Annotated in this window: 13 protein-coding genes and 10 tRNA genes; 22 read left to right on the forward strand and 1 reads right to left on the reverse strand. The window is 45.9% G+C overall.

The genetic code is table 11. The annotated features are described in order from the left end of the window. Positions 1-79: 79 nt before the first annotated feature. Positions 80-2641 carry a DNA mismatch repair protein MutS gene (gene mutS, locus LMH68_RS10525; protein ID WP_017059026.1) on the reverse strand — a complete coding sequence of 854 codons (2562 nt, stop codon included), beginning with the start codon at positions 2639-2641 and terminating at the stop codon, positions 80-82. 124 nt (positions 2642-2765) lie between these two features. Here mutS and pncC point away from each other — a divergent pair, with 124 nt between their 5' ends. The 22 genes from pncC to gshA all read left to right on the forward strand — a co-directional run bounded on the left by pncC (position 2766) and on the right by gshA (position 20634). Then, a complete protein-coding gene (pncC, locus tag LMH68_RS10530) occupies positions 2766-3260 on the forward strand; it encodes a nicotinamide-nucleotide amidase (protein ID WP_229648169.1) in 495 nt (164 codons plus the stop codon). A 139-nt stretch (positions 3261-3399) separates the two neighbouring features. Then, positions 3400-4440 carry a recombinase RecA gene (gene recA, locus LMH68_RS10535; RefSeq protein ID WP_017056586.1) on the forward strand — a complete coding sequence of 347 codons (1041 nt, stop codon included), beginning with the start codon at positions 3400-3402 and terminating at the stop codon, positions 4438-4440. A gap of 332 nt (positions 4441-4772) precedes the next feature. Further along, complete coding sequence (gene alaS, locus LMH68_RS10540) at positions 4773-7355, forward strand: alanine--tRNA ligase (protein WP_017059024.1); 2583 nt, start codon at positions 4773-4775, stop codon at positions 7353-7355. 220 nt (positions 7356-7575) lie between these two features. Beyond that, complete coding sequence (locus LMH68_RS10545; protein WP_017063224.1) at positions 7576-8757, forward strand: aspartate kinase; 1182 nt, start codon at positions 7576-7578, stop codon at positions 8755-8757. Positions 8758-8849: 92 nt separating this feature from the next. Continuing rightward, positions 8850-9047, forward strand: a complete 198-nt coding sequence (gene csrA, locus LMH68_RS10550) for a carbon storage regulator CsrA (RefSeq protein WP_102451467.1) — start codon at positions 8850-8852, stop codon at positions 9045-9047. 474 nt (positions 9048-9521) lie between these two features. Further along, a tRNA-Ser gene (locus LMH68_RS10555) sits at positions 9522-9614 on the forward strand. Positions 9615-9657: 43 nt separating this feature from the next. Further along, positions 9658-9734 (forward strand) — tRNA-Arg (locus tag LMH68_RS10560). A gap of 44 nt (positions 9735-9778) precedes the next feature. Then, positions 9779-9871, forward strand: a tRNA-Ser gene (locus LMH68_RS10565). An 89-nt stretch (positions 9872-9960) separates the two neighbouring features. Then, positions 9961-10037, forward strand: a tRNA-Arg gene (locus tag LMH68_RS10570). A gap of 67 nt (positions 10038-10104) precedes the next feature. Next, positions 10105-10181, forward strand: a tRNA-Arg gene (locus LMH68_RS10575). A gap of 80 nt (positions 10182-10261) precedes the next feature. Continuing rightward, a tRNA-Arg gene (locus LMH68_RS10580) sits at positions 10262-10338 on the forward strand. Positions 10339-10420: 82 nt separating this feature from the next. After that, positions 10421-10497: transfer RNA gene (locus LMH68_RS10585), tRNA-Arg, on the forward strand. A 58-nt stretch (positions 10498-10555) separates the two neighbouring features. Beyond that, positions 10556-10632, forward strand: a tRNA-Arg gene (locus LMH68_RS10590). A 57-nt stretch (positions 10633-10689) separates the two neighbouring features. Further along, a tRNA-Arg gene (locus tag LMH68_RS10595) sits at positions 10690-10766 on the forward strand. Between the two features lie 81 nt (positions 10767-10847). Continuing rightward, a tRNA-Arg gene (locus LMH68_RS10600) sits at positions 10848-10924 on the forward strand. A 375-nt stretch (positions 10925-11299) separates the two neighbouring features. Further along, positions 11300-11557, forward strand: a complete 258-nt coding sequence (locus LMH68_RS10605; protein ID WP_004741884.1) for an oxaloacetate decarboxylase subunit gamma — start codon at positions 11300-11302, stop codon at positions 11555-11557. Positions 11558-11588: 31 nt separating this feature from the next. Continuing rightward, positions 11589-13364, forward strand: coding sequence for a sodium-extruding oxaloacetate decarboxylase subunit alpha (gene oadA, locus LMH68_RS10610; protein WP_229647625.1), 1776 nt, complete (start codon positions 11589-11591; stop codon positions 13362-13364). 9 nt (positions 13365-13373) lie between these two features. Next, positions 13374-14504 carry a sodium ion-translocating decarboxylase subunit beta gene (locus LMH68_RS10615; protein WP_019825842.1) on the forward strand — a complete coding sequence of 377 codons (1131 nt, stop codon included), beginning with the start codon at positions 13374-13376 and terminating at the stop codon, positions 14502-14504. A 172-nt stretch (positions 14505-14676) separates the two neighbouring features. After that, positions 14677-15630, forward strand: a complete 954-nt coding sequence (locus LMH68_RS10620; protein WP_102319878.1) for an NADP-dependent oxidoreductase — start codon at positions 14677-14679, stop codon at positions 15628-15630. A gap of 6 nt (positions 15631-15636) precedes the next feature. Then, on the forward strand, positions 15637-16098 hold the full coding sequence (locus tag LMH68_RS10625; RefSeq protein ID WP_017059555.1) for a YqaA family protein: 462 nt from the start codon (positions 15637-15639) through the stop codon (positions 16096-16098). Between the two features lie 9 nt (positions 16099-16107). After that, positions 16108-18966: a M16 family metallopeptidase gene (locus LMH68_RS10630; RefSeq protein WP_229647626.1), complete on the forward strand. Its 2859-nt coding sequence runs from the start codon at positions 16108-16110 to the stop codon at positions 18964-18966. A 99-nt stretch (positions 18967-19065) separates the two neighbouring features. Further along, positions 19066-20634 carry a glutamate--cysteine ligase gene (gene gshA, locus LMH68_RS10635; RefSeq protein ID WP_017063229.1) on the forward strand — a complete coding sequence of 523 codons (1569 nt, stop codon included), beginning with the start codon at positions 19066-19068 and terminating at the stop codon, positions 20632-20634. Positions 20635-20641: the final 7 nt, after the last annotated feature.

Genomic DNA, 20641 nt, shown 5'->3' on the forward strand with positions numbered 1-20641 from the left:
TTTTTTGTTTGTGGCTTTGGTATTTCATGCCGTCTAATCAAAATAGCAGTACGGCCATAACAAGCTACTTGGTAAGAAACTAAAGCAGCTTCTTCAAGCGGTAAAGTTCTTCTAATGCTTGGCGAGGTGTTAGATCATCAGGATCAACATTCGCTAGTGCTTGCTCCACTTCACTCGGTTCAGGGATCAGGCTCAGTTGGTTCGCGATATCAACACCACTTGGCTTCGATGTTGGCGACTCCATACTTAACGCTTCTAACTGAGTCAGCTTCGCACGAGCATTCTTGATCACTGCTTTCGGTACGCCAGCTAAACCTGCAACCGCTAGACCATAAGATTTACTTGCAGCACCTTCTTGAACTGCGTGCATAAAGGCAATGCTATCACCATGCTCAACCGCATCTAAGTGTACGTTTGCTAAAGTTGGAAGTTGGTTAGGTAGTTCAGTTAGCTCAAAGTAGTGCGTTGCAAACAGTGTCATCGCATTGATTTGATTGGCTAGCCACTCTGCACTTGCCCAAGCCAGAGACAGGCCATCGTAAGTACTGGTACCACGACCGATTTCATCCATTAGCACAAGGCTGTTTGGTGTTGCATTGTGCAGGATATTTGCGGTTTCTGTCATCTCAACCATGAAGGTTGAACGGCCAGAAGCCAAATCATCGGATGCGCCAATACGCGTAAAGATACGGTCGATAGAGCCGATGGTTGCGCTTTCTGCAGGAACATAACAACCGATATGAGCCATCAATGCGATGAGTGCCGTTTGGCGCATGTAGGTCGATTTACCACCCATGTTGGGACCCGTGATGATCAGCATCTTACGTTGATCATTCAGGTCGATAGGGTTAGCAATGAAAGGTTCGTCCATCACTTGTTCAACAACAGGGTGACGACCGGCCTGAATTTGTACGCCAGCAGACTCTGTCATGGTTGGACGACAGTAATCAAGGGTATCTGCACGCTCAGCCAAGTTCTGTAGAACATCAAGCTGAGATACTGAAGAGGCGATATTTTGTAGGCGCTCTAGATACGGCAGTAGTAAGTCAAACAACTCTTCCCACAGCTGTTTCTCGATAGCGAGTGCTTTCGACTTAGAGTTAAGTACTTTGTCTTCGTGCTCTTTTAGCTCAGGAATGATGTAACGCTCAGCATTTTTCAGCGTTTGACGACGAACATAGTGTGGCGGAACAAGATGGCTTTGCCCACGGCTTACTTGAATGAAGAAACCATGTACGTTGTTGTAGCCAACTTTTAGCGTGTCGATGCCATGACGTTCACGCTCTTCTTGCTCAAGCTTATCAAGAAATTCAGTTGCGCCTGCTGCAAGGTCGCGCCATTCGTCTAACTCGGCATTGTAGCCTTCTGCAATCACACCACCGTCACGGATAACCACCGGTGGGTTCTCTTTGATTGCACGTTCAAGCAGCTCAGAAACCTCATCCACAGGAGAAGCATATTGAGCAAGTTGAGTTAGGTATGGGTGCTTCAGTTGCGTCAGTGTTTCAGCAAGCTCTGGCAAATATTCCATTGCTTGGCGAAGACGCGCCATATCGCGAGGGCGAGCAGAGCGAAGTGCTAATCGAGCGAGAATACGTTCGATATCACCAATCTGTTTTAAGGTTGGCTGTAGTTCTGTGAATAGAGCCAAATCTTTCATTTCACCAATTGCATCTAAGCGCTGATCGAGTGCAGATATATTGCGCATTGGTTGATGTAACCAACGCTTAAGCATACGGCTACCCATTGCTGTCGCAGTGTGATCAAGTACTTCGGCAAGGGTGTTATCAGTACCACCCCCAAGATTTTGCGTGATCTCCAAATTACGACGAGTTGCAGCATCAAGGATCACCGAGTGATCTTGTTTATCCATCGTGAGTGAACGGATATGAGGGAGGGCAGTACGTTGGGTATCTTTCACGTATTGGATCAAACAACCAGCCGCACATAGACCCAGTTTCGCGCTTTCTACGCCAAAGCCAACCAGATCGCGAGTACCAAACTGCTTATTCAATTGCTGCTTAGCGGTGTCTAATTCAAATTCCCATACAGGGCGGCGGCGGTTGCCATTACGGCTTGCCATTAAATCGACGGGTTCGAAATCTTCAGGGAACAGCAGCTCACGCGGAGAGGTTCTTTGTAGCTCAGCGGCCATCGCTTCTTCTGTTTCTGGCTCGCAAAGTTGGAATCGGCCAGAGGTAATATCAAGTGTCGCATAACCGAATTTACCGTTGTGGTGATAAATGGCTGCAATTAGGTTATCAACGCGTTCAGAAAGCAAGGCTTCGTCGGTTACGGTACCCGGTGTCACGATACGCACTACTGCGCGCTCAACAGGGCCTTTTGAAAGTGCTGGATTACCAATCTGTTCACAAATTGCTACGGACTCACCAAGTTGCACTAACTTTGCAAGGTATCCTTCAACCGCATGGTATGGAACACCTGCCATCGGAATCGGTTCACCATTTGATGAGCCACGCTTAGTCAGTGAAATATCGAGGAGTTGAGAGGCTTTTTTAGCGTCATCGTAGAAAAGCTCGTAGAAATCGCCCATGCGGTAGAACAGCAGAATTTCTGGGTTTTCTGCTTTCAGTTTTAGATACTGCTGCATCATGGGAGTATGTTTTTGATCGGCTTTCACAGTTAACTTCTTTCGTTTATTTCTATTGCGGCTTAGGATACGTGAAAGCGTTTCGTGCGAAAAGCGGCTGATGCGAAAAGATGCGAATCCAAATGATATGACAGTAAATAAAGGGAAGCAGATGATGCAGATGACTCAAGACCTTAGTGAGCAGCTTGGAAATTTACTCGCTAAACACAAACACGTGTTAGTGACGGCTGAATCTTGCACTGGCGGAGGTGTCGCGAGTGCAGTCACCGATATTGCGGGCAGCTCTGGATGGTTTGATCGCGCTTTTGTTACGTACAGCAATGAAGCCAAACAAGAGATGATAGGTGTACAACTTAAAACCTTAATGGAGTTTGGCGCTGTTAGTGAGCCTGTCGTAATAGAAATGGCGAGCGGGGCATTACAACATTCAAACGGGACGATCTCTGTATCAATCAGTGGCATTGCTGGCCCAGGTGGCGCGACCGAAAATAAGCCTGTTGGTACGGTGTGCTTCGCGTGGAAAGCGCTAAATGGCTGGGATAAAGTAGAAACGCATGTATTTACAGGCGACAGATCACAAGTACGCCAACAAGCCACGCACCATGCCCTGCAAGTTATTTATGATTACCTATCAATGGAAGGTAAGTAACATTTGTACAAATTATTTTCATACAGGTATAGACACTGTATGAATCAACAGTATAATGAAAGCCAATTAGTCACCCCTATGTGGGTTAGAAATAGATTCTAGATCGCTTGTTGAGACAACCGATTATGTGGAGATAGAAATGGACGAGAATAAACAAAAAGCGTTAGCCGCAGCCCTTGGTCAGATTGAAAAGCAATTTGGTAAAGGTTCTATCATGCGTCTTGGTGATAACCGCACAATGGACGTAGAAACTATTTCTACAGGTTCTCTATCTCTAGATATCGCACTAGGTGCTGGTGGCCTACCGATGGGACGTATCGTAGAAGTTTACGGTCCAGAATCATCAGGTAAAACAACGCTAACGCTTGAGCTTATTGCTGCAGCACAGAAAGTGGGAAAGACGTGTGCATTCGTTGATGCGGAGCACGCACTAGACCCTATCTACGCTCAAAAGCTTGGTGTTGATATCGATGCACTTCTTGTTTCTCAACCAGATACTGGTGAGCAAGCGCTGGAAATCTGTGATGCACTGGCTCGTTCAGGTGCAATCGACGTTCTTGTTATTGACTCAGTAGCAGCCCTAACACCAAAAGCAGAAATCGAAGGCGAAATGGGCGACAGCCACATGGGTCTTCAGGCTCGTATGCTTTCTCAAGCAATGCGTAAGCTGACGGGTAACCTTAAGCAGTCTAACTGTATGGCTATCTTCATTAACCAAATTCGTATGAAAATTGGTGTGATGTTCGGTAATCCCGAAACAACAACAGGTGGTAACGCACTTAAGTTCTACGCATCTGTTCGTCTTGATATTCGCCGTACTGGTGCGATTAAAGATGGTGATGAAGTTGTTGGTAACGAAACTCGTATCAAGGTCGTTAAGAACAAGATTGCTGCACCATTCAAACAAGCTGAAACTCAAATCCTTTACGGTAAAGGCTTCAACCGCGAAGGTGAGCTTATCGACTTAGGTGTTAAGAATAAGCTAGTAGAAAAAGCAGGCGCTTGGTACAGCTACAAAGGCGATAAGATTGGCCAAGGTAAAGCTAACGCTGGTAAATACCTACGTGAAAACCCAGAAGTTGCTCTAGAGATTGATACTAAACTTCGTGAGTTACTACTGACTCCTGCTGTTCTTGAAGAGAAAGACGTAGAGAAAGAAGAAGAAAACGAAGAGCTATAAGCTCACGTTTTATAGAGTGGATGTTTGAAAGAAGCATCCGCTTTGAAAGAATTTAAAGCCTCGCATATTTTATGCGGGGCTTTTTTATTGGATCTGCTCCGTCGAGCATGTCTTTGGTCAAATCTCTTTCGTTGACTGAGTTTCTTCGGTACTAGGTCGTCAATTTAGTTCTGCTTTTCCACGGCAAGATATAGTGGAATATTCTTCATTTTATCGAATTCCCACTAAAATCCTGCCCAAGGGTGTCTTTTCTACAAGAAAACTAGTCGAAGCCTTAACCATGATCTACAATACGGCAAAATTCTAACTCGACTATTTTCAGGAAGAGCTGCATGTACATGAGCACTGATGAGGTTCGCAACGCGTTCCTTAAGTTCTTTGAGAGCAAAGAACACCAAATCGTAGACAGTTCATCGTTAGTTCCACATAACGATCCAACCCTGCTATTCACTAACGCAGGTATGAACCAATTCAAAGATTGCTTCTTAGGCGCCGAAAAGCGTGCCTACACTCGAGCAACTACGGCTCAGCGTTGTGTACGTGCGGGTGGTAAACACAATGACCTTGAAAACGTAGGTTTCACGGCTCGTCACCACACGTTCTTCGAAATGCTAGGCAACTTCAGCTTTGGCGACTACTTCAAAGAAGAAGCGATTGGATTTGCTTGGGAGTTCCTGACTGAAACTCTTCAACTGCCAAAAGATCGTCTACTGGTAACGGTATACGAGACAGATGATGAAGCATTCGATATCTGGAACAAGAAAGTAGGTGTTCCTGCTGACCGTATCGTTCGCATTGGCGACAAAGAAGGCGGTAAACAGTTCGAGTCTGATAACTTCTGGACGATGGGTGACACAGGTCCTTGTGGTCCATGTACTGAAATCTTCTACGATCACGGTGAGCACATCTGGGGCGGCCGTCCTGGTACACCTGAAGAAGATGGTGACCGTTTCATCGAGATCTGGAACAACGTATTCATGCAGTTCAACCGTCACGCTGACGGCACAATGGAACCGCTACCTAAGCCTGCTGTAGATACAGGTATGGGTATTGAGCGTATTTCTGCAATCATGCAGGGCGTTCACTCTAACTACGAAATTGATGTATTCCAAAAGCTAATCAAAGCGACTGCGGAAGTTGTTGGTCATGACGATCTATCTAACCAATCGCTACGCGTTATTGCTGACCACATCCGTTCTTGTTCATTCCTAATTGCTGACGGTGTTATGCCTTCAAACGAAGGTCGTGGCTACGTTCTACGTCGTATCATCCGTCGTGCAGTTCGTCACGGTAACAAGCTTGGCGCACAAGGCGTGTTCTTCCACAAACTTGTGGGCGTACTGGCTGAAGTGATGGGCTCTGCGGCAGATGAACTTAAGAAACAGCAAGAGCTGGTTGAAAAAGTACTTCGCATTGAGGAAGAGAACTTTGGTCGTACGCTAGAGCGCGGCATGGTTATTCTTAATGACGCACTAGATGCACTTGAAGGCAAAGAGCTTGACGGCGAAACAGTTTTCAAACTTTACGATACATACGGCTTCCCAGCTGACCTTACTAACGATGTAGCTCGCGAACGCGATTTTACTATCGATGAAGAAGGCTTTGAGAAGGCGATGGAAGCACAGCGTAAGCGTGCACGTGAAGCAGGCCAATTCGGCACGGATTACAACGCGACAATCAAAGTAGACACCAACACTGAGTTCTGTGGTTACACAGCAACTGAAGGTGCTGGTGAAATCTCTGCGCTATTCGTTGACGGCGAAGAAGTATCTTCACTATCGGCTGGCGACAAAGCAATCATCATCCTTGAAGAGACACCATTCTACGCTGAGTCAGGCGGTCAATGTGGTGATGCTGGTACACTAAAAACAGCGTCGGGTCTTTTCAAAGTACAAGACACTCAGAAGCTAGGTAACGCATTTGCGCACCACGGTGAGCTAGTTGAAGGTGTATTTGCTAAGGGCGATAAAGTAGAAGCAACGGTTGACGCTGAGCGTCGAGCTGCTATCTCACTAAACCACTCTGCCACTCACTTACTTCACTCTGCATTGCGCGAAGTGCTAGGTGAGCACGTTGCTCAGAAAGGTTCTTTAGTTAAGCCAGATAACCTACGTTTTGACTTCTCTAACCTTGAAGCGGTAACACCAGCACAGATTAAAGAAGTAGAGCGTCTAGTTAACGCACAAGTTCGTAAGAACCATGTGATTGAAACGAACATCATGGACATCGAGTCAGCGAAAGAAAAAGGTGCAATGGCACTGTTTGGCGAGAAGTACGATGATGAAGTTCGCGTTCTATCTATGGGCGATTTCTCTACTGAACTTTGTGGTGGTATCCACGCAAGCAACACGGGTGATATCGGTCTATTCAAGATCACTTCTGAAGGTGGTATTGCTGCGGGTATTCGTCGTATTGAAGCGGTAACAGGTGAAGCTGCTCTAGATGCTGTAGAAGCTCAGGCTAACGCTTACGAAGAGAAACTTGCTGAATCAGCTAAGAAAGCGAAATCGCTAGAGAAAGAAATCCAACTGCTTAAAGAAAAGATGGCTGCTGCAGAAAGCGCAAACATCATGGGCAAAGTAGAAGACATCTCTGGTACTAAAGTTTTGGTTGCTGCAATTGAAGGCGCAGACAACAAGAACCTACGTACTATGGTTGATAACGCTAAAAACCAAGTAGGTAGCGGCATCATCCTGATCGCGAACGTAGCAGACGGTAAAGTTGGCTTGATTGCTGGTGTAACCAAAGACCTAATCGGCAAAGTAAAAGCGGGTGATCTCGTCAAGATGGTTGCTGAGCAAGTTGGCGGTAAAGGCGGCGGTCGTCCAGATATGGCTCAAGCGGGCGGTACAGACGTTGCAGCACTGCCAGAAGCGCTTAAATCTGTGCGTACTTGGCTAGAAGAGCGTCTTTAAGCTTAAGTAATTGATACAAAGATGCCCAATCAGTTGATTGGGCATCTTTTATTTTGCCTATTGGAAGTGTGTTTAAACAAGGTTTGATTGAGATTAACCAAGAAGTCTAATGGTGGCGTTAGACTCCTTGGTTAATTTTTTATTGCTTCGCCCTGACGCGGAGTATGTGTTTTTTTGTCATATATAGACATTGGTCTTGGGAAGGTGAGGACGGGTGAAAATGCCTCTTATCGTGCAGAAATTTGGTGGAACGTCGGTGGGTTCAATTGAACGAATCCATCATGTAGCAGAAAAAATCATTGAAGCGAAAAATGAAGGGAACCAGATCGTGGTTGTCGTTTCTGCTATGTCTGGTGAAACAAATCGGTTAGTTAATTTAGCCACGCAAGTTGATAGCGTACCAAACGCTAGAGAACTGGATGTGTTGTTAACGGCTGGCGAGCAAGTTTCCATGGCCTTGTTAGCAATGACGTTACACAAGTTAGGTTATGAAGCGACATCGATGACTGGCTATCAAGCCAAGATACACACGGATTCTAATCATAATAATGCGGCGATTGAGCGTATTGATACTGCTCCGATTCAAGCTCTGCTAGATGACAACCAGATTGTTATTGTTGCAGGCTTTCAAGGATTCAATGCGAAAGGTGATATCACGACATTAGGCCGCGGTGGTTCAGATACTACAGCGGTCGCGCTTGCAGGTGCCTTGCAGGCGAAAGAATGCCAGATCTATACTGATGTAGATGGTGTTTACTCTTGTGACCCTAGAGTCGTAAAACAATCTCAGAAATTAGATACTTTAGACTTTCCTTCTATGGAAGAGATGGCTCGCCGAGGCGCTAAGGTATTGCACCTTCCTTGTGTTCAGTATGCATGGCAGCACAACGTGTCATTGCGAGTGCTTTCAAGCTTTGAACAAGGCGAGGGCACATTGATCGCGGGTAATCAGTGTTTGAATGATATTGCTGGCATCGCCATCCAAAGAGATATGGTGCGTATCGAGTGTTTGAATGAAGATTTACCGTCTTTCATTTCACATTGCCAACTGTTGGGGATCGAAGTCTGTAGTGTGATCGAGGAAACAGAACGGGCAGCACTCATTATTAAACAAGACATAAGTGCCAAATTAAAACTAGTTTTTGCTGAGAAAATCCGTAATAGTGAACAGGTTAGTTTGTTAACTGTGGTAGGAAGCCGAACACAAGAAATTGTGGTCAGTTCACATGGATTGTTGTCTGAAGGCGAAATTGATGTACAGCATCACTTATTGCAGCAGCAGTCTTTAACTTTGGTGATATCACCAACGCAAGTCGATATGGCTGCTAACATATTACACAATGCATACATCGTAGCGCGTGAAACACAGGGTTATCCTAAAAAAGAAGTGCATTTTGGTTAAATAAACTCAATCGATAGTTTACGAAAATATAACTTTTGTTGGATAATGCTCTCGTAGCTAGATAAATTTAGAGATTACTCAAGGAGCAAAGAATGCTAATTTTGACTCGCCGCGTTGGCGAAACACTGATGATTGGTGATGAAGTAACAGTTACTGTACTAGGCGTTAAAGGTAACCAAGTACGTATCGGTGTTAACGCACCTAAAGAAGTATCTGTTCACCGTGAAGAGATCTACATGCGCATTCAAGCTGAAAAAGGTAATGGTAACGTTGCAGCTGGCAACTACTAATACCTTTGCGTAGAGAAGAGGCTAGCATTGTTGCTAGCCTTTTTTGATCTTGGGGAACCGAAACACTGATTGGGACATAGATGGGTTGGATAACGGATCGGTCTCAAAGTGGTGAAGTGAATGCTTTGTGATGCTGCGAGATACAGACAAGGTTGAACAGAACTGTTGCTCTGTATTTTGTTTGGCAAAACTCAAGATTTATTCGCTTCCCCTATGGCGAAAATACGCATCCCGTAGTATTGTGCCATCAGCGGTAGCACTTGCTGCTGGAGAAATTAGATAATTGTTTTCGGCTGTTTATTATTGCCAATCTTTCACCTTAATTTTTAAGGGAAAAAGCGCGATTTGAACCTTATAAGTTCAATTTGCAAGCGCTTTGATTAAATAGCAAACGGTTGAGTGTTTTTGTCCAATTTTTTTCAATAAAGTGTTTGACATATTTTCGGTAAAACGTAATATGTGCCTCCGCAAGACGGTGAGGTGGCCGAGAGGCCGAAGGCGCTCCCCTGCTAAGGGAGTATGTGGTTTGTAGCTGCATCGAGGGTTCGAATCCCTCCCTCACCGCCATTTCTTGCGAGTCTAAAATTAGCAATTTAGACAATGTAAATGTGCGTCCTTAGCTCAGCTGGATAGAGTACCTGGCTACGAACCAGGCGGTCGGAGGTTCGAATCCTCCAGGACGCGCCATTCTCTCTTCTCTTACTTGTAAGTGATTTGAGAATAATGAATTAGGTGAGGTGGCCGAGTGGCCGAAGGCGCTCCCCTGCTAAGGGAGTATGTGGTTTGTAGCTGCATCGAGGGTTCGAATCCCTCCCTCACCGCCATTCATTACAGGCCGATGGCCTTTTTTTTTCTTCGTAGCAAGAAGAATGTGATATATTTCACAACTTCATTCTTAATGAATGAACACCGTGCGTCCTTAGCTCAGCTGGATAGAGTACCTGGCTACGAACCAGGCGGTCGGAGGTTCGAATCCTCCAGGACGCGCCACTATTTAAGGGTTTATTTCTTTTAAGAATGAAAGTCCTTGTATTGACTAAGTTGATACTAAAACCGTGCGCTCTTAGCTCAGCTGGATAGAGTACCTGGCTACGAACCAGGCGGTCGGAGGTTCGAATCCTCCAGAGCGCGCCACTATTTAGGGTTTAGTTCTTATAAGAATGTGAATCCTGATATTGATAAATCGTTCGTCGAGAATTAATATCAAAAACCGTGCGTCCTTAGCTCAGCTGGATAGAGTACCTGGCTACGAACCAGGCGGTCGGAGGTTCGAATCCTCCAGGACGCGCCACTATTTAGGGCTTCTTTCTTATAAGAACAGAAATCCTTGTATTGAGTTGTTGTTGTTTACAACGAATTGATACTAAAACCGTGCGCTCTTAGCTCAGCTGGATAGAGTACCTGGCTACGAACCAGGCGGTCGGAGGTTCGAATCCTCCAGAGCGCGCCACTATTTAGGGTTTCTTTTATGAACCCCTGATATTGGGAATACCGATATCGAAAACTGCGCGTCCTTAGCTCAGCTGGATAGAGTACCTGGCTACGAACCAGGCGGTCGGAGGTTCGAATCCTCCAGGACGCGCCACTCTTTAGGGTTTCCTTGTGAACTCCTGATATTGGAAATACTGATATCGAAAACCGTGCGTCCTTAGCTCAGCTGGATAGAGTACCTGGCTACGAACCAGGCGGTCGGAGGTTCGAATCCTCCAGGACGCGCCACTATTTAGGGCTTTTTTCTTATAAGAATGAAATCCTTATATTGATCTGTTGTTAGTAACAATGAATTGATATTAAAACCGTGCGCTCTTAGCTCAGCTGGATAGAGTACCTGGCTACGAACCAGGCGGTCGGAGGTTCGAATCCTCCAGAGCGCGCCACATTATTAGAAAAAGCCTCGTTTATACGAGGCTTTTTTTATGTCTGCTGCAAATTTGTTGCGACAATGTTAAATTTGTTTGTTGTTTAACTTGTTGTATTTAAAGTGGTTCTTGATTGCTTCTTTGTTATTCCACCCTTCTCATATCAATTCCCAGAAAAGCCCCGTTTAAGTCACAGTTTAAATATCTAAAAATGACGTATTTGACAGATTTATGTGATCTGATAGGCGAATAATTAACCTTATGTGTGCGTTATCCGTAACAGAACCTTAAACAAAATTGACAAACTTTTACCAATCGAGATAATCCATGGGTCGGGATCACTATTCGCTGAAATCCTGTACGTATGTCAGGATGACGAAGAAAGGAAGCAACATGACTAATATTGGAAGCCTGCTAGGAGATGCGGCGACTCTAATGATAACGGGGATGTCCGTTGTCTTTATTTTCCTAACTATTCTAGTTTACCTCGTTCGGTTGATGTCAAAACTGGTACCAGAAGAAGTACCAGAGCCGATCGCAGCACCTAAAAAAATTCAAAAATCACAATCAAACCCTTCAGCTGTTAGTCCACAGGTAGTGGCTGCAATTTCGGCCGCGGTTCATCAATACCGTGCGTCTACTGCTAAGTAGTATTTAAAGGATTAAAAAGGAGTTTATGAGCATGTCTAAACCACTAGCTATCACAGATGTGGTACTTCGTGACGCGCACCAGTCACTATTTGCTACTCGTATGCGTATCGAAGATATGCTGCCAATTGCGGCAGAACTGGATAAAGTCGGTTACTGGTCACTTGAGACTTGGGGCGGCGCGACGTTTGATTCGTGTATCCGTTTTCTTGGCGAGGATCCATGGGAGCGTTTGCGTGAGCTGAAAAAAGCGATGCCAAACACACCAATGCAGATGCTACTGCGTGGTCAAAACCTATTGGGCTACCGTCACTACGCGGATGATGTAGTAGAAAAATTTGTTGAACGTGCCCATAAAAACGGCATGGACGTATTCCGTATCTTTGATGCGATGAATGACGTGCGTAACTTTGAAAAAGCAGTGAAAGCAACGATCGACGTTGGTGGCCACGCTCAAGGTACGTTGTCTTACACAACCAGTCCGGTCCACAATTCAGATACTTGGGTTGATTTGGCTAAGCGCCTAGAGGACCTAGGTTGTCACTCACTATGTATCAAAGATATGTCAGGTTTATTAAAGCCGTATGAAGCAGAAGAGCTGATTACACGTATCAAAGCATCGTGTGACGTTCCTCTGGCACTGCATAGCCACGCGACAACTGGTCTATCGACTGCAACAGCGGTTAAAGCCGTTGAAGCGGGTATCGACATTCTAGATACCGCTATTTCTTCAATGAGCTGTACTTACGGTCATACGCCAACCGAAACGGTTGTTGCGATGTTAGAAGGTACAGAGCGCGACACGAATCTTAAACTAGACCAAATCGAACCCATCGCGGCTTACTTCCGTGATGTACGTAAAAAGTACGCGAAATGGGAAGGTCAGCTAAAAGGTGTCGATTCTCGCATCTTAATCGCTCAAGTTCCTGGCGGAATGTTAACTAACATGGAAGGCCAGCTTAAAGAGCAAGGCGCCGCCGATCGCATGGATGAAGTTCTAGAAGAGATCCCACGCGTACGTAAAGAGCTTGGTTACATTCCTTTAGTAACACCAACTTCTCAGATTGTCGGTACTCAAGCGGTTATTAACGTCTTAATGGGCGAACGCTATAAGAGCATCACGAAAGAGACTGCTGGTCTACTGAAAGGTGAATACGGTCAAGCTCCTGCTGAAGTGGATGCTGAACTGCAAGCGAAAGTTCTAGACGGTGCAGAGCCGATTACTTGTCGTCCTGCTGATTTACTTAAGTCTGAAATGGATACGTTAACGACGGATCTGTTAGAGAAAGCGAAATCAGAGGGTATCTCTCTAGCTGAAGATACGGTTGATGATGTACTGACTTACGCGCTCTTCCCACAAGTGGGTCTTAAGTTCCTTAAGAACCGTCGTAATCCTGAAGCATTTGAACCTGCACCAACGCTAGAAGTTGCGGCTCCAGTTGCTGCAGCTCCTGTACAAGCTTCTGGTGGTATTGAAAGCTACAGCGTGAAGGTTGATGGTCAAGTTTACGATGTTGAAGTTGGCCCACAAGGTGAACTGACATCGGTGGCGCCATCTGCAAAACCTGCTCAGGCTGCACCAGTAGCAGCGTCTGACGCTGAAGCGGTTCCAGCTCCATTGGCGGGTAACATCTTTAAAGTAAACGTTCAGGCGGGTACTGAGGTTTCTGAAGGCGACGTTCTACTAATCCTAGAAGCGATGAAGATGGAAACGGAAGTTCGTGCTGCTCGTGGTGGTATCGTTCAAGAATTGAATGTTAAAGAAGGCGATGCAGTTACTGTAGGCGCTCCACTACTAAGCTTAGCGTAAGGGAGTACCATGGAAGGATTGATGACCTTATGGTCTGAAACAGGGATTGCGAACTTTGAGTTCGGCCAGATCTGTATGATGCTGGTTGGTTGCTTACTGTTGTTTTTGGCAATTCGTAAAGGATTTGAACCGTTACTTCTACTGCCTATTGGTTTTGGTGCTGTATTAGCAAACATTCCAAATGCTGGGTTTACTGATCCAGGTGGTTTGCTCTACTACGTCTACTACATTGGTATTGAGACAGGTATTTTCCCACTGCTGATCTTTATGGGTGTTGGTGCGATGACGGACTTCGGTGCGTTGATTGCGAACCCTAAAACGTTGTGGCTAGGGGCTGCGGCTCAGTTTGGTATCTTCGCGACGCTATTTGGCGCGATCTTGCTGAACTACGTTCCAGGAATGGAGTTCTCGATGGCCGATGCTTCGTCAATTGCGATCATTGGTGGTGCCGATGGCCCAACTGCGATCTTCTTGGCGAGTAAGTTATCTCCGGATCTTTTAGGTGCCATTGCAGTAGCGGCTTATAGCTACATGGCTTTGGTTCCGATCATTCAGCCACCAATCATGAAAGCGTTAACGTCTCCTGAAGAGCGCAAAATTAAGATGGCTCAACTTCGTCACGTTAGCAAAGCCGAGAAGATTCTTTTCCCGCTTGCTGTACTACTGATGACGATTTTGTTCCTACCTTCAGCAACACCTCTAGTTGGTATGTTCTGTTTGGGTAACTTAATGCGTGAAGCGGGTGTGGTTGATCGCCTTTCAAAAACAGCTCAAAACGAACTGATTAACGTTGTAACTATTTTCCTAGGTCTAGGGGTTGGTTCTAAGCTTCAAGCGGATACGTTCTTGAACTTAGAAACATTGGGTATTCTAGGTTTAGGTGCGGTCGCGTTCAGTATCGGTACGGCGGGTGGTGTATTGATGGCTAAGGTGTTGAACCGATTCTCGAAAGAGGACATCAACCCACTGATTGGCGCAGCTGGCGTATCAGCGGTTCCAATGGCGGCACGTGTTGTGAACAAGGTTGGTCTTGAGGCAAACCCTCAGAACTTCTTGTTGATGCATGCAATGGGCCCGAACGTAGCCGGTGTACTTGGTAGTGCGGTTGCGGCGGGTATTCTATTAGCTCTCGTGGGCTAGTGGATTTGCTGGGTCATGTATCGTTACGTTAATTGGTCGTCAATTTACGAATGAGCGGTTAACTTAGCCTTATTAAATGGTTTATAGTCAAAGGGATGCTTTCGCATCCCTTTCTTTTTATTAATTAGGGTGCTTGCTCACTAGGGCTTTTATCAATCAAGGAAATGTGGAAATGGAAAATAAACAGATTGCGATTACTCAATTCGGCGGCGTCGAAAACCTAAGTATTCAAACCAGTGCGATCCCTGAGCCTAAGGCTGGAGAAGTGGTGGTTAAAGTTTCCTTTTCAGGCATTAATCCGATTGATGTCAAAACCCGAGCGGGCCTTGGTTGGGCGGCAGCACAAAACAAAGATAACCTACCTTGGGTACCTGGCTACGATATTTCAGGGCAAATTGTCTCGCTAGGCGAACAGGCTGAACGCTTTACTGTTGGTGATAACGTAGCTGGCTTTATTGGTTTTCCACTGCAAGGTGGCGGTTACAGCCAATATGTGTGTGTTCCAGAAGCTGCATTAAGTATGGTTCCTGATTCTGTCACTCTAGAAGCGGCAGCTGCATTACCACTCGCGAGTCAAACAGCGGCACAAGCGCTCAACAAAGCCGAAGTGAAAGAAGGCGACCGCGTGCTTATCTTGGCGGGCGCGGGCGGCGTTGGTCACCTTGCGGTTCAAATTGCAGTGGCAGCAAAAGCAGAGGTTTACACAACCTGCAGCGAAGCCAACCTTGATTACCTTGCGACGCTAGGTGCTCACGCGATTAACTATAAGTTTGCACCAGCATCAGAAAGAGTATCTGATGTCGATGTGTTGATTGACTTGGTCGGCGGCGATACCGCGCTTGATGCATTGAAGTGCCTAAAAGATGACGCGCGAGTCGTGACTGTGCCGACTCTATCTGCAGAACTTATCTGCGAAAAAGCCACACTATTAGGTTTTACTGCATCAGGCATGCTGGTTGAACCAAGCCCTGAGCAAATGGACACTATGCTTTACATGGTCAGTGTCGGATTACTCAAAACAGAAATTCAAGGTATCTACCAATTAGACGAGGCGCAGTCGGCGCACCTGCAGGTTGAAACCGGACACACCAGAGGCAAGGTGCTACTTAAAATGCAAGAAAGTTGATAGGCAGTGTTAGAATTTTTTAACTCCCTTTTTGAAAATATCGCGCTGTGGTTCTCGGACTCGGCGCTGTGGGTACTCTTCATTAGTGGCTTCTTGAGTGCCACGTTACTCCCCGGTGGTTCAGAAGCTAGCCTTGTGGCTGCATTGAGCTTAGATCAGTTTTCAACCTCATCGATCATTCTAGTGGCGACATTAGGCAATACCTTAGGCGGCCTGACTAACTATTGGATTGGTTTGTGGTTGCCTAATCGAACTCAATCTGAAAAGCATGGTCATAAGGCTATGGCTTGGCTGAGTCGCTATGGCTACTGGACACTGTTATTTAGTTGGTTACCGATCATTGGTGACCCTTTGTGTCTCGCTGCGGGTTGGCTAAGAATGAAATTCATCCCTAGCGTTATTTTGATAGCGATTGGCAAAGCCGCTCGCTATAGCTTACTTGCTGCTATCTACTTCGGTTTTTTCTAAGGAGAACCTATGAAAAAGGTTTTACTTGGTACATTTTCTCTTATCGCCATTGCTGGCTGTTCTTACAATGTACCTAGCTCAACGCCCTTCTTTTCCTCGTTACCTGAAGGTGTCACTCTGTTAGAAGAGGTTAAGCCCTCTAAAGATAAAGTAGTGATTCCTTACACCAAGTATCAGCTTGAAAACGGTCTGACAGTTATTCTTTCCCCTGATGATTCCGATCCGTTGGTGCATGTTGATGTAACTTATCACGTCGGTTCAGCACGTGAAGAGATAGGCAAGTCGGGATTTGCTCACTTCTTTGAGCACATGATGTTCCAGGGTTCAGAGAACGTTGGTGACCAACAGCACTTTAAGATCATTACCGAAGCGGGTGGCTCGTTAAACGGCACGACCAACCGTGACCGCACCAACTATTTTGAAACTGTTCCTTCTAACCAACTTGAGAAAATGTTGTGGTTAGAATCAGACCGAATGGGCTTCTTGTTGGATGCTGTTTCTCAGAAGAAATTTGAGGTTCAAAGAGGCACGGTCAAGAACGAGCGAGCGCAGAGCTACGAAAATCGTCCTTACGGCTTGATGTGGGAACGCATGGGCGAAGCGCTTTACCCTGAAGGTCACCCTTACTCTTGGCAACCAATCGGCTATGTTGAAGATCTTGACCGTGTTGACGTGAATGATCTTAAAGCGTTCTTCCTGCGTTGGTACGGCCCAAACAATGCCGTGTTAACGATTGGTGGTGATATCGACGTTGATGACACGCTAGAATGGGTTAACAAGTACTTTGGTTCAATTCCTCAAGGCCCTGAAGTGAAGGCGGCAGAGAAGCAACCTGCTGTTCTAACAGAAGATAAATACATCACCTTAGAAGACAATATTCGTCAGCCGATGGTGCTGGTGGGGTGGCCAACAACGTATCGCGGTGAAGAGACGCAAGCTTCACTGAATGCATTGTCTAACGTGTTAGGTTCAGGTACCAACAGTTACCTATATCAAAACCTCGTAAAAACGCAGAAGGCCGTCAGCGCTGGCTCTTTCCATGATTGTGCTGAGTTGGCGTGTACCATGTACGTGTATGCAATGGGCAACTCAGGTGAAAAAGGCGATTTGACGGTTCTCAATAAAGAGCTGATGGATACCCTGGAGCAATTCTCGAAAGAGGGCGTTGAGCAAGAGCGTTTAGACCAGATCACTGGCATGGCCGAAGCGAATGCTGTTTTTGCATTGCAAAGCGTTAAAGGTAAGGTGTCGCAACTCGCGTCGAACCAAACCTTCTATGGTCAGCCTGATCGCATTGAATCACAACTCGATCAAATCCGAGCGGTGACGCCTGAGAGCGTGAGCAAGGCATACCAAGATTTCATCGAAGGTAAGCACAAGGTTACCTTGAGTGTGGTTCCTAAGAAAAAGCTCGATTTGGCGGTTCGTGAAGCGACCTTTACCACGCCACCACGTACGTTGCCGGAATACAGCAAGGTGACGGAAGATCAACTGGATTTCAGAAAGGCACCGGATACCTTTGAGCGCAGTGTGATGCCAGAAGTGAACTTTGGTGTTGAGGCGACCATGCCTGAGTTGTACCGCATGCACTTTGCAAATGGCACTGACTTAATTGGTACCGTGACCAGTGAAACGCCGACAGTACAGCTGCAAATTCAATTGCCTGCAGGCGAACGCTATGTTCGCAAAGGGCAAGAAGGCCTAGCGAACCTAACGGCTTCGATGATGGAAGAAGGCTCAACTAAACGAACCGTTGAAGAGTTACAAGCGACCTTAGATAAACTTGGTAGCAGCGTGAGCATTAGTGCGGGCAGCTACACCACAGATATTTCAGTCTCGACGCTAGAGAAAAACTTGCCTCAAACCTTAGCGATTGTGCAAGAGGTTCTATTCGATCCTAAGTTCGATGAGCAAGATTTTGAGCGCGTTAAGAAACAGATGCTAGAAGGCGTTGTGTATCAGCATCAGCAGCCAAGCTGGATGGCTTCTCAAGCAACCCGTGAAGTGCTGTTTGGTGACACTGTTTTTGCTCGTGCAAGTGATGGTACTAAGGAATCTCTATCGAAATTGACCTTAGACGATGTGAAAAAATTCTATGCGCAACATTACACACCAGAAGGTGCCAATATTGTTGTGGTGGGAGACATCTCGAAGAAAGAGGTAGGGAAACAGCTACAATTCTTTGAAGAGTGGCAAGGCGATGCGGCACCATTAACGCGTCCACAGATCGTTAAAGAGCTTTCTGGTCAGCACCTGTACTTAGTTGATAAACCGGGTGCGCCGCAAAGCATTGTTCGCTTGGTTCGTAAGGGCCTGCCGTTTGATGCGACGGGCGAATTGTATTTGAGCCAGTTAGCTAACTTTAACTTAGCGGGCAACTTCAATAGCCGTATCAACCAGAACCTACGTGAAGACAAAGCCTACACTTACGGTGCAAGCGGTTACTTCGCAAGTACTCGTGAAACTGGCGCAGTGGTATTTAGCGCGCAGGTAAGGGCGAATGCGACGGTTCCATCGATTCAAGAGTTTATTAATGAGCTGAATGAGTTTAGCCAAAGTGGATTAACTGACGAAGAGGTGAAATTTATGCGCCTTGCCGTCGGTCAACAAGATGCACTTAAATACGAAACGCCAAGTCAAAAGGCGGGGTTGTTGAGTAATATTGTTGCATTGAGCCTTGATGAAGATTACCTACAACAGCGTAATCAGATAGTTGAAACGGTTTCAAAAGAGACCTTAAACGAGCTATCTAAGAAATGGTTTGACCCGAATGATTATCAAATAATCGTTGTTGGTGACGCGACTTCGCTTCGCCCGCAATTAGAAAAGTTAGATATTCCAATAGAAGAGCTTGAAATCATTCGTTAGAGTACACATTAAAGGGGGAGGGAAGAGACTCTACTTTTCTCCTCCAACCTAATTTATGATAGTTCTAATCAGAACAATATAAGATAAGTGAACTGAATTTTGACTGATTTTGCTGCGCGACTAAAGCAAGTTGCAACCAACCCTAAGACCTTCTCTCAATTTGGTCGTGGTGTTGAAAGGGAAACATTACGCTACACGGAAGATGGGCACCTTGCTACTGGGCCGCACCCTGAGGCTTTGGGATCTGCGTTGATGAACGAATGGGTAACGACCGATTTCTCTGAGTCGCTACTGGAATTTATCACGCCTGTTTCTAACGACGTTCCGACGCTTTTGAATCAGTTGTCTGATATCCACCACTTCACGCAAACCAAGTTAGACGGCGAAAAACTATGGCCGCTTTCTATGCCTTGTTACGTTGGCAGTGAAGATTACATTCAGCTAGCGCAATACGGCACCTCGAATAACGGTAAGATGAAGACCCTATATCGTGAAGGCCTAAAACGTCGTTACGGTAGCCTGATGCAGATTATCTCTGGTGTTCACTTCAACTTCTCTTTCCCAGAAAGCTTTTGGGATAGCCTGTTTGGAGAGCAAACTGAAGAAGCGCGTTGTGAATCTAAGTCAGATGCTTACTTTGGTTTGATTCGTAACTACTACCGCTTTGGTTGGTTAATCCCATACTTCTTCGGTGCTTCACCTGCGCTATGTTCTTCTTTCATCAAAGGAAGAGAGACAAACCTGCCTTTTGAAAAGATTGGCGAGACACTGTATCTGCCAAAAGCAACGGCACTGCGCCTGAGCGACCTTGGCTACACGAACAGTGCGCAAAGTGTGTTGAAGATTGGTTTCAACAGCCTAGACCAATACCTTGAAGGTTTGAATCAAGCGATTCGCACACCATCAGAAGAATTTGCCGAGATTGGCACTAAGGTTGATGGTGAATACCGTCAGTTGAATAGCAACGTACTGCAAATTGAAAATGAGCTTTACGCTCCAATCCGCCCTAAGCGTGTGGCGAAGAGTGGTGAGAAACCATCTGAAGCATTGGCACGCGGTGGTGTTGAGTACATTGAGGTTCGTTCTTTAGATGTAAACCCATTCAGCTCAATTGGTATCAATGAGCAGCAGGTTCGCTTCCTAGACTTATTCCTAACGTGGAGTGTGCTAACGGACTCTGCTGAGATGGATAACTGCGAGCTTGAATGCTGGCGCGATAACTGGAACAAGGTGATCCTACAAGGTCGTCAGGTTGGTCTAGAGCTGCAAATCGGTTGTCATGGTGAGCGATTGTCTCTGCAAGATTGGGCGAAGCGTGTCTTCAAAGATCTGCGCTCTATTGCCGAGATGATGGACGCTGAACAAGGTGGTCGTGCATACCAAGAAACATGCGATACGCTTGAGGCTTGGATTGATAACCCTGAGCTAACTATTTCTGGCCAGTTGCTAGAAGAGACCAAAAAATTGGGCGGCTTAGGTAAAGTGGGTTGCGCGTTAGGTAAAACGTACGCTCAGCAACACAAAGCGCACCAATACAAAGTATATTCAGCTGAGTTGATGGAAGCAGAAGTTCAACGTTCTGTGATTGCTCAGCAACAAAGTGAAGAAGCAAGCACTCAAGATTTTGATAGCTTCTTAGCGGATTATTTTTCGTATTTAAAAGCATAGCGAGACT

This window comes from Vibrio sp. F13 (genome assembly GCF_020806305.2).
Classification (GTDB): Bacteria; Pseudomonadota; Gammaproteobacteria; order Enterobacterales; family Vibrionaceae; genus Vibrio; species Vibrio crassostreae_C.

Coding starts and splice junctions, on each gene's coding strand:
- pncC (WP_229648169.1), top strand. CDS start 2,766: ATGCAGATGACTCAAGACCTTAGTGAGCAGCTTGGAAATTTACTCGCT.
- recA (WP_017056586.1), top strand. CDS start 3,400: ATGGACGAGAATAAACAAAAAGCGTTAGCCGCAGCCCTTGGTCAGATT.
- alaS (WP_017059024.1), top strand. CDS start 4,773: ATGTACATGAGCACTGATGAGGTTCGCAACGCGTTCCTTAAGTTCTTT.
- LMH68_RS10545 (WP_017063224.1), top strand. CDS start 7,576: ATGCCTCTTATCGTGCAGAAATTTGGTGGAACGTCGGTGGGTTCAATT.
- csrA (WP_102451467.1), top strand. CDS start 8,850: ATGCTAATTTTGACTCGCCGCGTTGGCGAAACACTGATGATTGGTGAT.
- LMH68_RS10605 (WP_004741884.1), top strand. CDS start 11,300: ATGACTAATATTGGAAGCCTGCTAGGAGATGCGGCGACTCTAATGATA.
- oadA (WP_229647625.1), top strand. CDS start 11,589: ATGTCTAAACCACTAGCTATCACAGATGTGGTACTTCGTGACGCGCAC.
- LMH68_RS10615 (WP_019825842.1), top strand. CDS start 13,374: ATGGAAGGATTGATGACCTTATGGTCTGAAACAGGGATTGCGAACTTT.
- LMH68_RS10620 (WP_102319878.1), top strand. CDS start 14,677: ATGGAAAATAAACAGATTGCGATTACTCAATTCGGCGGCGTCGAAAAC.
- LMH68_RS10630 (WP_229647626.1), top strand. CDS start 16,108: ATGAAAAAGGTTTTACTTGGTACATTTTCTCTTATCGCCATTGCTGGC.